Raw genomic sequence first — 13,578 nt, 5'->3', positions numbered from 1 at the left:
TCACACGGTGATTCTGGTTCGCGGCCGCAGGCGACGCAGTCCGAAGATCCCCGTCGACCTGCCGGCGGCCCGCCGATGCGCCGCGACGGCCCGGTCGTAACTCTCGAGCAATGCGTCCGTCGTGTGGTCCCACGAGAACTTCTGAGCGTGGATCCCGGCCGCGGTCCCCATGGCACGCAACCGGTCCGGGTCGGCGAGCAGGTCCGCGAGGTGACCGGTCCAGGTCTCGATGTCGTGTCCGGCAACGAGGCGACCGGTGACCCCGTCGGCGACCGCGACACCGAGTCCGCCGACGTCGGCGGCCAGCACCGGGGTGCCGCAGGCCTGCGCTTCGACGGCCACCAGTCCGAAACTCTCCGAATAGCTCGGCACCGACACGAGGTCGGAGGCACGGTACACCTGCGCCAGTCGATCCGCGGGCTGTGGCGGGAGGAACGTGACCCGGTCGGCGACACCGAGTTCGGCCGCGAGCCCGATCAGCGTGTCCGGCAGCCCGAGACCGTTGCCCGACGGACCGCCGACCACGAGCAGCCGCAGCCGTCCGGTGGTGTCCGCGTGGATGAGCGGGGCGATCGCGCGCAGCAGGACGTCGGGCGCCTTCAACGGCTGGATGCGGCCGACGAAGGTGACGAGCACGTCGTCGGCGTCGAGCCCGAGGGCCCCGCGGGCGGCGAGCTTGGACCCCGGCGAATAGCGGTCCAGGTCCGCACCGGGTACGACGACGTCCACGCGCGATGCGTCGGCCCCGTACAGGTCGACCAGTTCGGAGGCCTCGGTCGGGGTGTTGACGATCAGCCGGTCGGCCTCGTCGACCACCTGCTGTTCGCCGATCACCCGGAGCATCGGTTCGGCGGTGTCGCCGACGGCCAGTGAGGCGTTCTTGACCGCGGCGAGCGTGTGCGCGGTGTGCACCAGCGGCACGCCCCAGCGATCGCGCGCGAGCCAACCGACCTGACCGGACAGCCAGTAGTGGGAGTGGATCAAGTCGTAGTATCCGGGTTCGTGCGCCGCCTCGGCACGCAGCACGTTCGCCGAGAAGGCGCACAGCTGGGCGGGCAGATCGCGCTTGTCCAGGCCGTCGAACGGCCCCGCCGGAACGTGCTTCACGGTGACCCCAGGTGCCGCCTGAACACTCGGCTCGTCTGCCGATGAGGTTGCGCGCGTGAAGATCTCGACTTCCACACCGCGTCTGGCGAGGCGAGTCGCGGTCTGCCACACATAGACGTTGAGACCGCCTGCGTCCCCGGTACCCGGCTGCGCGAGCGGCGACGTGTGCACCGAGATGAGCGCCAGACGTCGCGGATGTGGTCGTCCCGTCATGACACCAGCCTAATCAGTGGGCGTCGACGCGGATCGGCGACGGTGACCGATGCACGTTCACGCATGGCTTCGACAAACGAGGACGCGGCGTCCTACGATCTTTCGGTAACGGTTTTCATTACCCTCAGCCTCGATTCTTGGAGTTCCCGACCGCATGTCTTCTCGACGCCGATTCCGCCTCGTCGCATCCCTCGCGGCGACCGTCGCCCTGACCGCAGGCCTGGCGGCCTGCTCGAACGATTCCGACTCGAACGCCGCCACCGATCACCCCGTGGTCGTCGCCTCGACCGACGTGTGGGCGTCGGTCGCGAGCGCCGTGGCGGGTGACGACGCGGACGTGTCCGCACTGTTCGACACGCCCGGCGGCGACCCGCACGAGTTCGAGCCGACCAACGCCGATGCCGCGAAGGTCCTCGACGCCGACGTCCTTGTCATGAACGGCGGTGGCTACGACGAGTACATGGAGCGCATCGCGTCCGAGTTCAAGGGCGAGAAGGTGTCGGCGATGTCGGATGAGACACACGCGACCGGCGGCGCCGAACTCAGCAACGAGCACGCCTTCTACGCACTCGGCACCGTCTCCGACACCGCGGACGGCATCGCGGACGCCCTGGCGAAGATCGCACCCGAGCACGCCGACGCCTACCACTCGAACGCGAAGGACTTCCGGGCGAAGGTCGACGGACTCGTCGGCCGGATGGAGGCGCTCGGCAAGGCGCACCCCGGCACGAAGGTCGCCGCGACCGAACCGCTGGCCACCAACATGCTCGCCATCGGCGGTATCGTCGACGCCGCACCGGAGAGCTTCACCGAGGCCGTCGAGGAGGGGCAGTCGCCGTCCGCCGCCGATCGCGCCAAGTTCGACGATCTGCTGTCCAGCCATCAGGTGTCGGCGTTGATCTACAACGTGCAGGCTGTCGATCCGGCGACGGAGGCCGTGCTGAAGACCGCCACCACCGCGAACGTTCCCGTGGTGAAATACACCGAGACGCTGCCCGAGGGCGTCACCGACTTCGTCACCTGGCAGTCGGGTCAGATCGATCAGTTGGAGAAGGCGCTCAACGGATGACCGACGCTGTCGTCAGCTTCACGGAGTCCGGGTTGTCATTCGACGCCCGGGCTCTGTGGCGTGATCTGGACCTGGACATCGCCCCGGGTGAGTTCATCGCCGTCCTCGGCCCGAACGGCTCGGGGAAGACCACCCTGCTCCGCACCGTGCTCGGCCAGGTGCCGTTGACCGCCGGCACGCTGACCGTGAACGGCCGTATCGGTTACATCCCGCAGCAGCACGCCGACGATTCGGACACGATGATGCTGCGGGGACGCGATCTCGTCGGCTTCGGCGCCGACGGCGCGTCCTGGGGCACCGGGCTGCGCGGACTCCGCGCTCGCCGCGCCCGGGTCGACGCCGCACTCGCCGAGGTGGACGCCACCCGATACGCCGGGACCGCGGTCGGTCTCCTCTCCGGAGGCGAGCAGCAACGTCTCCGGATCGCGCAGGCCTTGACGCGCGACCCCGCGATCCTGCTGTGCGACGAACCGCTCGCCAGCCTCGACCTCACCAGCCAGCGCACCGTCGTCGAACTGCTCGACGCGCGCCGGCGCACCGCGAACACCGCCGTCCTGTTCGTGACGCACGAGTTGAATCCGGTGCTGCCGTTCGTCGACCGAGTCGTGTACCTGACCGACGGTCGGTTCCGCATCGGCACCGTCGACGAGGTGATGAACTCGGAGACGCTGTCCGAACTGTACGGCAGCCCGATCGAGGTGATCCGCATCGGCAGCAGGCTCATCGTGGCCGGCGGCGAGGACGCGCACCACTGCGTCGAGCAGGGGTACGCCGACGAGGCCGCCTCGTGACGACGACGGTCCTCGCCGCCGAGATCGGCCAGTTCTGGAACTTCTCGACCACCGGCCACCTCCTCTCGTACAGTTTCGTCTGGCAGGCGACCCTGGCGATCGGGTTGCTCGGGCTGATCGGCGGGCTCCTCGGCCCGATGGTCGTCGCCCGGCAGATGAGCTTCGCCGTGCACGGCGCGTCCGAGCTGTCGTTCACCGGTGCCGCCGCCGCCCTCTGGGCCGGCGTCGGAGTGAACATCGGCGGCGTGATCGGCGCAGTGGTCGCCGCCGCGATCTTCGGTCTGCTGGGGCGTCGAGCGCGCGAACGCGATTCGGTGATCGGCGTGGTCATGGCGTTCGGTCTCGGCCTCGGCGTGCTGTTCCTGAGCCTGCAGGGCCGCGTCGGGACCGGTTTCGCGCTGTTGACCGGCCAGGTGGTGAGTGTCGGCAGCGGCGGACTGATCGCAGTCGGTGTCACGGCCGCGGTGGTCGTCGTGGTCTACGCGATCATCTACCGGCCGCTGCTGTTCGCGAGCCTGGATCCGCGCGTCGCCGAGACCGCGGGCGTCCCCACGCGACTGCTGTCGGTGATCTTCGCGGTCCTCGTCGGTCTCGCCGCCGCCCAGGGCGTGCAGATCATCGGTGCACTGCTGGTGATGAGTCTGCTCATCACGCCCGCGGCCGCCGCGGCCCGGCTGTCGGCGAACCCGACCGTCGTGCTCGTGCTCTCGATCGTGTTCGCCGAACTCGCCGCCGTCGGCGGTCTGATCCTCTCGCTGGCCCCGGAGCTCCCCGTCTCGGTGCTCGTCACCACGATCTCGTTCGCCATCTATGTGATCTGCCGCGTCGTCGGCATGAAGCGACGGGACTGAGACCGCACGGTCGGCGCGCACTGATCGGCGCGCGGCTCATTCCTCGGCGAAACCGGGGTTGCAGCGCGCGGCGATCATCTCCTGCTCGCTGACGACGGGGCGGTCCGGTTCGAGGTTCCAGCTGGGCTTGTCCGGGTCGACGAGGCGGGCGAAAGTCCAGTGGCAGTCGAACTGGGCGCGCATGCCGGGACTGTCGGCGTCCGACTCCATGGCGAGGACCTCACTCCATGCCTCGTCGGCCGTGCCGTCGCCCGACACGTCTCGACCGTTGCGCGTCGGACGGATCTGCAGACTCGGACCGACCTGCGTGTCGACCCAGTCGGCCCCGGCGATGTAGGGCGGTGGCAGCGTCGGCGGCTGGGATGTCGGCGGCTGGGATGTCGACATGTAGGTCGAGCTCTCCGGCGTGTTCGACGAGTCAGTGTTCGACGAGACGGGGCTCGACGTGTCCGTCGACGGCGGGCCCGACACGGCGTCGTCCGACCCGCATGCTCCCAGCAGCAGCCCCGCCGCGCACACGAGTGCGGCGACGACCGCGGGTCGCCTGGCGATCACCCGCTGACCGCCAGGTGGACCCGTTCCCACGCGGCGCGACGTCGCCCCTGCGGATCGGCGACGACCCGCGACGGAACATCGAGGATCATCACCTTCCGGTCGTCGACGTCGTAGCGCGGCCAGCTCGGCGACGGTGCGCCCTTGCGTGCGAACCACGCCCAGTGCGACTGCATCGTCGCGGTGATCTTCTTGGTCGATCCCCAACTGCCGGCAGCGGCCAGCCCGGCGCCGATCGGATCACGGTAGATGCCGAACACGGCGAACAGCTCGGTCGCGTGCGTCGCACCGATTCCGCTGGCCTTCAAGACCGTCGGCGCGTAGTCGTAGCGGTAGACGTACGTCGGCGCGTGGGCGCTGTGCCTGCCCGCGAACATCTGCGTCGGGATCCAGAACGTCGCATCGGCCGCGAGCCGGACGTCGTCGCGCTTGCCCGGGTACAGCATCTCCACTTCGGTGCGTATCTCCGGATCGTCGACGCCGACGAAGGCCCGCGAGCCGTCGGGCAGGATGTTCCAGAACCGCGCGAAGAGCTCGCCCTCGTCGTGGTTGTGCCCGATCATCAGCGGAACCGGATGGGTGTTGCCGTCCCGGGCCGCGTCGCTGGGGCGCTGCGGCAGATAATCGCCGTCGACGGTGGGCGCGAACGGCATCGGGTCCGAGAGGCCCGCCGCCCGCGCGAAGCCGAGCAGCTTGTTGCCGGTCGCGACCAGGTCCATCGCGGACGCACCGTCGACCACGCGCGCCACCGTCTCCGGGTCGAGCGGCTGTTCGGTGCGTTCGCCTCCGCTCCGGCGGGTCGGGTCGATGAGGAGTCGGACGAACTCGTCGGCGTAGACCTGCGCATTCTCCTTGTTCACCACGAGATCGGGCGCCGGACTCTGCGCGATCGCACCGGCGAACAGTCCCCCGGCCGCGGGCGTCGACAGCAGGGTGAGCGACGCGGTGCCGCCTGCGCTCTCCCCGAACACGGTGACCCGGTCCGGGTCGCCGCCGAACGCCGCGATGTTGCGGTGCACCCATTCCAGGCCCGCGACCATGTCGCGCAGGCCCGCGTTGGTGTCGAACCGTCGTTCCGGCGTCGAGTAATCGCTGAGGTCGAGGAAGCCGAGCGGTCCCACCCGGTAGTTGACGGTCACCACGATCACGTCGCGGTCGCGTGCGAGATACGCGCCGTCGTAGATCGGGGTGGACGTGCTGCCGAGGATGAAGGCTCCGCCGTAGTTGAACACCATCACCGGACGCGGCGTCGTCGACACCGAGTCGGGGGCGAACACGTTGAGCGTGAGACAGTCCTCGCTGCGCGGCTGGAACCTGCCCGCACCGCGCGCGGTGAACAGCTTCTCCTGGACGGGTGCGTAGCCGTAGTCGTAGCAGCCCATCACCCCGGGCCACGCCGCGACGGGTTCGGGCGCCTGCCACCGTCGCTCGCCGATCGGCGGGGCCGCGAAGGGAATCCCCTTCCACGCCACGGAGCCGCGCCGTCCGCCCCGCCCACGCCGACCGTCGACGACACCGTCGGCGATCGTCACCTTCGTGTCCATCACTGCCATGGGCCCACACTACAAGCGCTCGCGAATCGGGCGGGACTACGCTTGAGGGATGTGCTCGAACCCCGTCCTCGATCTGAATGCCGATCTCGGGGAGGGGGTCGGCGACGACGCGGCGCTGATGCCGCTGATCAGCAGCGCGAACATCGCGTGCGGCTTCCACGCGGGCGATCCGAGCATGTTGCGGCAGGTGTGCGCGGAGGCCGTCGACGCGGGTGTGCGGATCGGCGCACAGGTGTCCTACCCGGACCGCTCCGGGTTCGGTCGACGGTTCATGGACGCCACGCGCGACGAGGTGATCGCCGACGTCGTGTATCAGGTCGGCGCCCTGCGCGCGCTGGCCGAATCCGTCGGCGGCACCGTCGAATACGTGAAGCCGCACGGAGCGCTGTACAACACGATCGTGCACCACGAGGTCCAGGCCCGGGCGGTGGTCGACGCGGCACGGTCTGTCGGACTGCCGCTGATGTGCCTGCCCGGATCGGCGGCCCGGCGGCTGGCCGACGACGCCGGTGTCTCGGTGATCGCCGAGGCCTTCGCCGACCGCGGGTACACGCCCGCGGGGACGCTCGTGCCCCGGTCGGAGCCCGGCGCCCTGCTGCACGACTCCGACGAGATCGCCGCGCGCGTGGTGACCCTGGCGTCGACCGGCGAGATCACCGCCGTCGACGGCAGCGTCGTACGCTCCGACGCGGTGTCGGTGTGCCTGCACGGGGACACCCCCGGCGCGCTCGCGCACGCTCGGACGGTGCGCCGCGCCCTGGCCTCGGCCGGAATCGACGTACGCGCCCGATGACCTCGTCCGAATCCTCGCGCGGAGTCCTGTTCGGCCTGGCCGCCTACGGCACGTGGGGTCTGTTCCCCTTGTTCTTCGACGCCCTGCGTCCGACCGGACCGTGGGAGATCCTGGCGCACCGCATCGTCTGGACACTCCTGCTGTGCGCCGTGGTCCTGCTCGTCATGCGCGACTGGCGCTGGATCGCCGAACTCCGCGGCCAGCGCAAGCTGCTGGCCGGTGTCACCGTCGCCGCCTTCCTGATCGCGATCAACTGGGTCGTCTACGTCGCCGCGGTGACATCCGGGCACACCAGCGACGCCGCGCTCGGGTACTTCCTCAATCCGCTCGTCACCGTCGCTCTGGGCGTCGTCGTCCTCGGTGAGCGCCTGCGTCCACTGCAGTGGACGGCGGTGGCGGTCGGCGTGATCGCCGGGCTCTACCTGGCGATCGCCGGCGGCCGGATTCCGTTCACCGCCCTGGCGCTGGCGTGTTCGTTCGCCGGGTACGGACTCGCGAAGAACAAGGTCGGCGCCCGGCTGCCCGCGCTGCACAGCCTCACCCTCGAGACCGCGATCCTCACCCCGCCCGCGTTGATCATGTTCGCCGTGGTCGGAGCCACGTCGTCGGCCGGCCTGGACTACGACGATCACGGTGCGTGGCACGCCGTGCTGCTGAGCCTGTCGGGTGTGGCGACCGCGATCCCACTACTGCTGTTCGCGGCGGCCGCACGACGTATTCCGCTGGTCACCGTCGGGCTGATCCAGTTCATCACCCCGATCGTCCAGCTCCTGTGCGCGGTCCTCGTCCTCGGTGAGCACCTGCCGTCCGCACGCTGGATCGGCTTCGGCATCGTCTGGATCGCGCTGATCCTGCTGACCGCGGACAGTCTGCTGCAGGCCAGGAGCAGGCGCGGCCGCTGAGACACCGATCAGACTCGCGAACGTTCCCCCAGCATCGGCGGCACCGACGGTCCGCCGGGCTCCCCGACCGACAACAGCTCGGGCTTCTCTACGGCGACGAAGCCCGCGATCATCAGCACCACCGGCACCAGCAGGAGGATCGCGCCGCCGGCACCGTTCATCGCCAACGGCACCGCCGCGAACCGTGTGATCAGCAGCAGTCCGGTGAAGACCAGGGCGCCCGAGGCGACCACCGTCATCCGGACTCTCGTCCATCCCGTCTCCGGTCGGGTCAACGCCGCCTCGACGGCGAGGGTGAAGACGAATCCGGCGAGGACGTCGATCGCGTAGTGGAAGCCGAAGCCGAGGGTCGCGCCGATCGTGGCGGCGAACCACAGCGAGCCGAACGTCTTCGACGCCGTCGAACCGCGCAGACCGTGCAGCAGTATGCACGTCGCCCACGCGGTGTGCAGGCTCGGCATGCAGTTGCGGGCGACGCTCTGGTCGAAGAACTCCGCGACCGGACGCGTGATGTCCGGGGTGACCCACGGCCACACGTCCGTCCATCCGGCGCCCGCCTGCTCGTGCCCGAAGGCGAAGGCCGGTCCGACCACCGGGAAGATGAAGTACACGACCGGCCCCACCATGCCGATCAGCAGGAACGTCCGAACGATGTGGTGGCGGGGAAAGCCGTCACGCGCGACGTTGCGGAGTTGGAAGTAGGCGATGATCGCGGCGCCGACCGGCAGGTAGACGTATACGGTGCGCAGCACGTCGGTGAGCACGGCGCTGTCGGTCACCACCCGGCCGATCACCCACGACGGCGAGCCGAGCGCGCGGTCGGCCACCTCCACGTACTCGTCGAGGACATTCGGGTTCGCCTTGCTCGACAGCACGAGCCAGGCGTCGCCCACCCGTCCCATGATCGGCATCATCAAGCCGAGGCCGACGGCCTTGAGCGTCGCAGCCCGCTCGTCTCCTTTCAACCGCCAGAGCGCGTACAGTCCGGTGGCGACCAGACCGAACAGGATGCCGTTGCCGACCGTTCCCGGGTTGCCGACGACCACGCGCTGCAGATTCCAGACGCCCTCGAGGACTCCGACGCCGCCGAGGACCCACCAGCGGAGCCGGGCGGGCAGGCACACCAGCGCGAGAACCAGACCGGCGATCTTGATCTCACCGATGCCCGGCCGCCCGACGAAGTCGTGCGCGAGCAGGGTGACCGGCCCCTTGATCCGATACGCACGCGAGACGACCTCTATGACCAGGGTGAACGCCACCAGGAGCGCGACCGCCGCGGTCCATCCGCGCACGCCGAGTTCCACACGTCGCGACGTCGCGATGCGCACACGGTCGAACAGGCTCAGTGGGGGTCGGTGTAACACAGGCTAAAGATTAATGAACAACTGCTGAATTCTTTGAAATCTGTGACGCGGACTTCACCCGACCGACGCCCGACCGACGCTTTCGGTCCCCGTCTACGAGCGGGGCGGGCGGTCCGGTCGGTAGGCGATCATCTCGCGATCCAAGGCGCGGCGGAGTTCCCTGTTCTCCGCCGCCGTCGCCGCGAGCACCGTGAGCAGAAGCCACAGCAGGATCGACGAGACGAGCACCAGGACGAACGCGGTGAGCGCGCCCCCGGCGACCTTGTCGCTGGCCGCGTTGCGCGCCCACAGCTGCCAGAAGATCATCAAGTTGACGGTCAGTCCGACACCGTACGAGACGGCGAAGGACACGACGTACGGCAGCCAGGTGCCGTCGTGGAGTCGAGCCGACAGCGGTTCGTGCCGCAGCGGCGACGCCACCGAGAGCACGTTCGCGATGCCCAGCCAGACGAAGATCATCACCAGGAACTGATCGACGACGGCGACGACGCTGAACTGGCTGGGCCCGGCGACCAGGATCGCGATCGCCGGAATCCCGGTCACCAGCATCATCGACGCCATCGCGATGTTCTTGGTGATCAGGATCCGCCAGGCCGGCTCGCCGTCGACCATCAGCGCCCGCGTCCGATCCGCTTCGAAGCACAACGCGTTGGTGCACACCACACTGCCGACCAGCCCCGAGTACAGATAGAGCATCAGTTGCGCCGCCGTGTAATTCGACCAGCCGCTGAACTCGTAGAACGCGACGAACGCGAGGCTGATGCCGAGCGTGATCACCAGACGGAGGAGGATCGAGTGGGGGCGGTCGATCAGCACATGCCTGATCTCCCCGCCGATCCGACGCGGAGCCGAACGCAGACCCGCCAGGACCAGTCCGATCAGGACCCGCCACTCGTGACCGGCGCCCACGGTCTCGGACGCGGGGTCGGCGCCGTCCGTCTCCTCTCCCGCGGCCAGCACTATCGCACGCGCGGTCGCGATCCGCGCACACCGCGCGGCGCCGAACGCCGTGTCGTCGCCGGTCCGCGGCAGGGCCGCCACGCGACGAGCCTCGTCCACCAGGGCGGTCGGCGCCGAGGCCGCTCGTTCCTCGGCGTCGAAGCGACGTATCAGCGAGGCGAGCGCCCGCAGTTCGTCGACGGGACCGTGCTGCCGGGATCGGTTCATTCGCCATATCCTCCAGTCGGGTCTCGCGATCGGGACCGCGACAGGGAATGATGTTCCCATGAATCTATGGCAGGGTGAGCCTGCGTTCCCGGCACGGCCGGGAAAGGTCGTCTCGATCGACGGTGCGGCGCAGCGCAAGGTGGTCGGTCGGCGGGCGCTCGGACGGTGGGACCCCGCCGGTCGTGGACACGACGCCCTGGCGACGATCCTGGCGCAGAACGCGATTCGCGACCAGGCACTGCTGCCCCTGCGTCACGGCCGGATGGCGGCGACACCGTGGACGTACTACCGCGGCGCCGCCGCGGTCATGGCCGCCGACCTGGCGTCCGCGCCCCACACCGGGATCACGGTGCAGCTCTGCGGCGACGCTCACGTCCTGAACTTCGGGCTGTGGAACACTCCCGAACGCAATCTCGCGTTCGATCTGCGCGACTTCGACGAGACCCTGCAGGGCCCGTTCGAGTGGGACGTCAAACGCTTCCTCGCGAGCCTGGTGATCCTCGCTCGGAACAACGGCGTCGCCGACAGCGCGGCGGCCGCGGTCGCGGCCGGATACGCCGGATACCGGCAGTGGATGGCGAAGTACGCGGCATGGCCCGAACTCGACATCTGGTACGACGCGGTGAGCACCGAGCAACTCGTGGACTACACCACCGCGGACGACGACCACCGCCTCGACGCCATCATCGAGAAGCAGGCCGCCAAGCGTTCCAACCGGGGTGTGTTCAAGAAGCTCACCGACGTCGTCGACGGCAGTCGCCGAATCGTGGAGGACCCTCCGTACCGAACCCACGCGCTCGCCGACCACTACGACGAGCTCGAGTCGATCATCAGCCAGTACCAGGAGTCGATCCCCGACCACATCTCGTCGTTGTGGTCGCGTTTCGACCTGGTGGACGCGGTACAGCAGGTGGTCGGCGTCGGCAGCGTCGGCATGCGCGTGTTCCTCACCCTGAGCGAGGAGCGGCGCACCGGCGATCCGATCTTCCTGCAGATGAAGCAGGCCGGACCGTCGGTGTACGAGCAGTTCCTCGGCCCCAGCCCGTACGACAACCACGGTTCGCGAGTCATCCACGGACAGCGCATGATTCAGAGTGCCACGGACATGTTCGTCGGATGGACGTCGATCGCCGCCGACGACGAGACCGGACAGCGCCTGGACTTCTACGTCCGCCAGTTCCGCGACGGAAAGGTGATCCCCAAGGGCGAGATGATCGCTCCGCGCCTGTCGCAGTTCGCCACCGCGTGCGGGCACGTCCTGGCCCGCGCGCACGCCCGCAGCGGCGACGCCGAAGCCATCGACGACTACCTCGGCAAGTCGGCGAAGGCTGGAGAGTCGTTGGCGGAGTTCGCCTTCGCCTACGCCGATCAGAACGACGCCGACCATGCACAACTCGCGCGGGCCGTCGAAGACGGAACCGTCGCGGCGACCGAGGGCTGGCCGTGACCGATACCGCGAGTCCCGACTCGGAGCCGACCGAGACCACCCGGACCGCTGACGCGAACACATCCACCGCGCGGCGCCTGGCGACGTGGTGGTCCGGGCATGTCCGCACCTACTCGTACGGCGGTCTCGTGGTCGCCGTCCTGTTCCTGTGGGCGTCGGCGACGCCGTCGCTTCTCCCCCGCGGCTGGTTCTTCCAGGGCGCCGTGAGCGGCGGCGCCGCGGCCATCGGTTACGCGGTCGGAGCGTTCTTCACCTGGCTGGCGCGGTACATGGTCTCCCGGAAGGACCCCTGGCCGGTGCCGTCGCGCTGGTGGTGGACCGGGCTCGGGGTGATCGCTCTCATCGGCACCGGGTTCATGATGTACTGGTTCGCCCGCTGGCAGAACGAGTTGCGCGACCTGATGGGCGTCGAGCGCCTCGCCTGGACGGCGTACCCGCTCGTGGTGGTCGTCGCCGTCGTGGTCCTGATCGTCCTGATGAGCCTCGGGCAGGCGTGGGCGGCCTGCCTGAAATGGCTGGTGCGCCAGCTGAACAGGGTCGCGCCGCCTCGTGTGTCTGCGGTGGTCGGCGGCTTCGTCGTCGTCCTGGTGACGATCCTCGTGGTCAACGGTGTGGTCGCCGACTACGGAATGCGCGCACTGAACAGCACGTTCGCCGCGGCGAACGACGAGACCAAACCCGACAGCGAGCCGCCGACGTCCACGCTGCGGTCCGGTGGCCCCGACTCGCTCGTCTCGTGGGAGTCACTCGGTCGAGAGGGTCGCGTATTCGTGTCGAAGGGACCGACCGTCGCACAGCTCTCCGAGTTCAACGGGGCGCCCGCCGTGGAACCGATCCGCGCATACGCCGGCCTCGACTCCGCCGACAACGTTCATGACGCCGCCGAACTCGCGGTTCGTGAGCTCGAACGCACCGGAGCATTCGAGCGGAAGCTGATCGCTGTCGGTGGAACCACCGGCAGCGGCTGGGTCAACAAGGCGATGGTCGACTCTCTCGAGTACATGTACAACGGCGACGTCGCCACCGTGTCGATCCAGTACTCGTATCTGCCGAGCTGGCTCTCGTTCATCGTCGACAAGGAGCGGGCGCGGCAGGCGGGCATCGCGATCTTCGAGGCCGTCAGCGAGCGGGTCCGCGAGATCCCGGAGGCGCAGCGGCCCAGACTGGTCGTGTTCGGGGAGAGCCTCGGCTCGTTCTCCGGCGAGGCGGCGTTCGGGTCGATACCGACGATCGCCGCGCGCACCGACGGCGCGCTGTTCTCCGGTCCGACGTTCAACAACCAGCTGTGGGTGGACACCACCGACGGCCGCGACGACGGCAGCCCCGAGGTGAAACCGATCTTCGGCGACGGCAAGTACGTCCGGTTCATCGCCGACGAGGACGATCTGAAGCGTCCGGACGCGCCCTGGTCGAACGGCCGGATCGTCTATCTGCAGCACGCGTCGGATCCGATCACCTGGTGGAACCCGGACCTGTTGCTGCGCGAACCCGACTGGCTCGACGAGCCGAGAGGAGCCGACGTGCTCCCGTCCACCCGGTGGATCCCGATCGTCTCGTTCCTGCAGCTCTCGGCCGATATGGCGGTCGCGGTGAACGTCCCCGACGGCCACGGGCACCACTACCTCAGCGCCGTCCCCTACGCGTGGGCGCAGATCCTGCAGCCGCCCGGCTGGACCGAGGAGAAGACGCGGCGGCTGGAACCGCTGCTGACGCGGGACTGAGCCGGTCCCCGCCGCCCTTCCCACCGCTCGAGAGGCGGAGCCGACTGC

The 13,578-nt window shown here is 69.1% G+C and carries 12 protein-coding genes; 7 read left to right on the top strand and 5 right to left on the bottom strand.

The window, feature by feature from the left end; all coding sequences use genetic code 11:
• Positions 1-1,320 carry a D-inositol-3-phosphate glycosyltransferase gene (gene mshA, locus BKA16_RS05500; RefSeq protein WP_183369714.1) on the bottom strand — a complete coding sequence of 440 codons (1,320 nt, stop codon included), beginning with the start codon at positions 1,318-1,320 and terminating at the stop codon, positions 1-3.
• Positions 1,321-1,474: 154 nt separating this feature from the next.
• Here mshA and BKA16_RS05495 point away from each other — a divergent pair, with 154 nt between their 5' ends.
• The 3 genes from BKA16_RS05495 to BKA16_RS05485 are packed head-to-tail and all read left to right on the top strand — an operon-like array spanning position 1,475 to position 4,031.
• Complete coding sequence (locus BKA16_RS05495) at positions 1,475-2,389, top strand: metal ABC transporter solute-binding protein, Zn/Mn family (protein ID WP_183369713.1); 915 nt, start codon at positions 1,475-1,477, stop codon at positions 2,387-2,389.
• Entirely contained in the window at positions 2,386-3,180 is a 795-nt protein-coding gene (locus BKA16_RS05490) for a metal ABC transporter ATP-binding protein (protein ID WP_183369712.1), read from the top strand. Before BKA16_RS05495 ends, BKA16_RS05490 begins: the two co-directional genes overlap by 4 nt.
• Positions 3,177-4,031: a metal ABC transporter permease gene (locus BKA16_RS05485; RefSeq protein ID WP_183369711.1), complete on the top strand. Its 855-nt coding sequence runs from the start codon at positions 3,177-3,179 to the stop codon at positions 4,029-4,031. Before BKA16_RS05490 ends, BKA16_RS05485 begins: the two co-directional genes overlap by 4 nt.
• A gap of 36 nt (positions 4,032-4,067) precedes the next feature.
• On the opposite strand, the gene BKA16_RS05480 is transcribed toward BKA16_RS05485, so the two are convergent.
• Both BKA16_RS05480 and BKA16_RS05475 read right to left on the bottom strand, forming a co-directional pair.
• Positions 4,068-4,586 carry a DUF2599 domain-containing protein gene (locus BKA16_RS05480; protein ID WP_183369710.1) on the bottom strand — a complete coding sequence of 173 codons (519 nt, stop codon included), beginning with the start codon at positions 4,584-4,586 and terminating at the stop codon, positions 4,068-4,070.
• Positions 4,583-6,136, bottom strand: coding sequence for a carboxylesterase/lipase family protein (locus BKA16_RS05475; RefSeq protein WP_183369709.1), 1,554 nt, complete (start codon positions 6,134-6,136; stop codon positions 4,583-4,585). The genes BKA16_RS05480 and BKA16_RS05475 overlap by 4 nt, the downstream gene beginning before the upstream one ends.
• Positions 6,137-6,185: 49 nt before the next feature.
• On the opposite strand from BKA16_RS05475, the gene BKA16_RS05470 reads away from it, so the two are divergent.
• Together BKA16_RS05470 and rarD are read left to right on the top strand one after the other, a co-directional pair.
• The gene (locus tag BKA16_RS05470) at positions 6,186-6,929 is read left to right on the top strand and encodes a LamB/YcsF family protein (RefSeq protein WP_183369708.1); all 744 of its coding nucleotides are present in this window, start codon (positions 6,186-6,188) and stop codon (positions 6,927-6,929) included.
• The gene (gene rarD, locus BKA16_RS05465; protein WP_183369707.1) at positions 6,926-7,831 is read left to right on the top strand and encodes an EamA family transporter RarD; all 906 of its coding nucleotides are present in this window, start codon (positions 6,926-6,928) and stop codon (positions 7,829-7,831) included. The genes BKA16_RS05470 and rarD overlap by 4 nt, the downstream gene beginning before the upstream one ends.
• An 8-nt stretch (positions 7,832-7,839) precedes the next feature.
• Here rarD and BKA16_RS05460 read toward each other — a convergent pair whose 3' ends face one another.
• Together BKA16_RS05460 and BKA16_RS05455 are read right to left on the bottom strand one after the other, a co-directional pair.
• Positions 7,840-9,195, bottom strand: coding sequence for a DUF5933 domain-containing protein (locus BKA16_RS05460; protein ID WP_343067288.1), 1,356 nt, complete (start codon positions 9,193-9,195; stop codon positions 7,840-7,842).
• Positions 9,196-9,288: 93 nt separating this feature from the next.
• The gene (locus tag BKA16_RS05455; protein ID WP_183369706.1) at positions 9,289-10,362 is read right to left on the bottom strand and encodes a hypothetical protein; all 1,074 of its coding nucleotides are present in this window, start codon (positions 10,360-10,362) and stop codon (positions 9,289-9,291) included.
• A 58-nt stretch (positions 10,363-10,420) separates the two neighbouring features.
• On the opposite strand from BKA16_RS05455, the gene BKA16_RS05450 reads away from it, so the two are divergent.
• Both BKA16_RS05450 and BKA16_RS05445 read left to right on the top strand, forming a co-directional pair.
• Complete coding sequence (locus BKA16_RS05450) at positions 10,421-11,809, top strand: DUF2252 domain-containing protein (RefSeq protein ID WP_183369705.1); 1,389 nt, start codon at positions 10,421-10,423, stop codon at positions 11,807-11,809.
• A complete protein-coding gene (locus tag BKA16_RS05445) occupies positions 11,800-13,530 on the top strand; it encodes an alpha/beta hydrolase (RefSeq protein ID WP_183372916.1) in 1,731 nt (576 codons plus the stop codon). Before BKA16_RS05450 ends, BKA16_RS05445 begins: the two co-directional genes overlap by 10 nt.
• The last annotated feature ends 48 nt before the right edge of the window (positions 13,531-13,578 follow it).

This window comes from Gordonia humi, from assembly GCF_014197435.1.
GTDB classification, from domain to species: Bacteria; Actinomycetota; Actinomycetes; order Mycobacteriales; family Mycobacteriaceae; genus Gordonia; species Gordonia humi.
The sequence above is the reverse complement of the archived record's forward strand: the minus strand, read 5'-3'. Positions and strand labels throughout refer to the sequence as shown.

What these genes read in the sequence shown, in the direction of transcription:
- BKA16_RS05470 (WP_183369708.1), top strand. Translation starts at nt 6,186, where the DNA reads ATGTGCTCGAACCCCGTCCTCGATCTGAATGCCGATCTCGGGGAGGGG.
- rarD (WP_183369707.1), top strand. Translation starts at nt 6,926, where the DNA reads ATGACCTCGTCCGAATCCTCGCGCGGAGTCCTGTTCGGCCTGGCCGCC.
- BKA16_RS05495 (WP_183369713.1), top strand. Translation starts at nt 1,475, where the DNA reads ATGTCTTCTCGACGCCGATTCCGCCTCGTCGCATCCCTCGCGGCGACC.
- BKA16_RS05475 (WP_183369709.1), bottom strand. Translation starts at nt 6,136, where the DNA reads ATGGCAGTGATGGACACGAAGGTGACGATCGCCGACGGTGTCGTCGAC.
- mshA (WP_183369714.1), bottom strand. Translation starts at nt 1,320, where the DNA reads ATGACGGGACGACCACATCCGCGACGTCTGGCGCTCATCTCGGTGCAC.
- BKA16_RS05455 (WP_183369706.1), bottom strand. Translation starts at nt 10,362, where the DNA reads ATGAACCGATCCCGGCAGCACGGTCCCGTCGACGAACTGCGGGCGCTC.
- BKA16_RS05490 (WP_183369712.1), top strand. Translation starts at nt 2,386, where the DNA reads ATGACCGACGCTGTCGTCAGCTTCACGGAGTCCGGGTTGTCATTCGAC.
- BKA16_RS05450 (WP_183369705.1), top strand. Translation starts at nt 10,421, where the DNA reads ATGAATCTATGGCAGGGTGAGCCTGCGTTCCCGGCACGGCCGGGAAAG.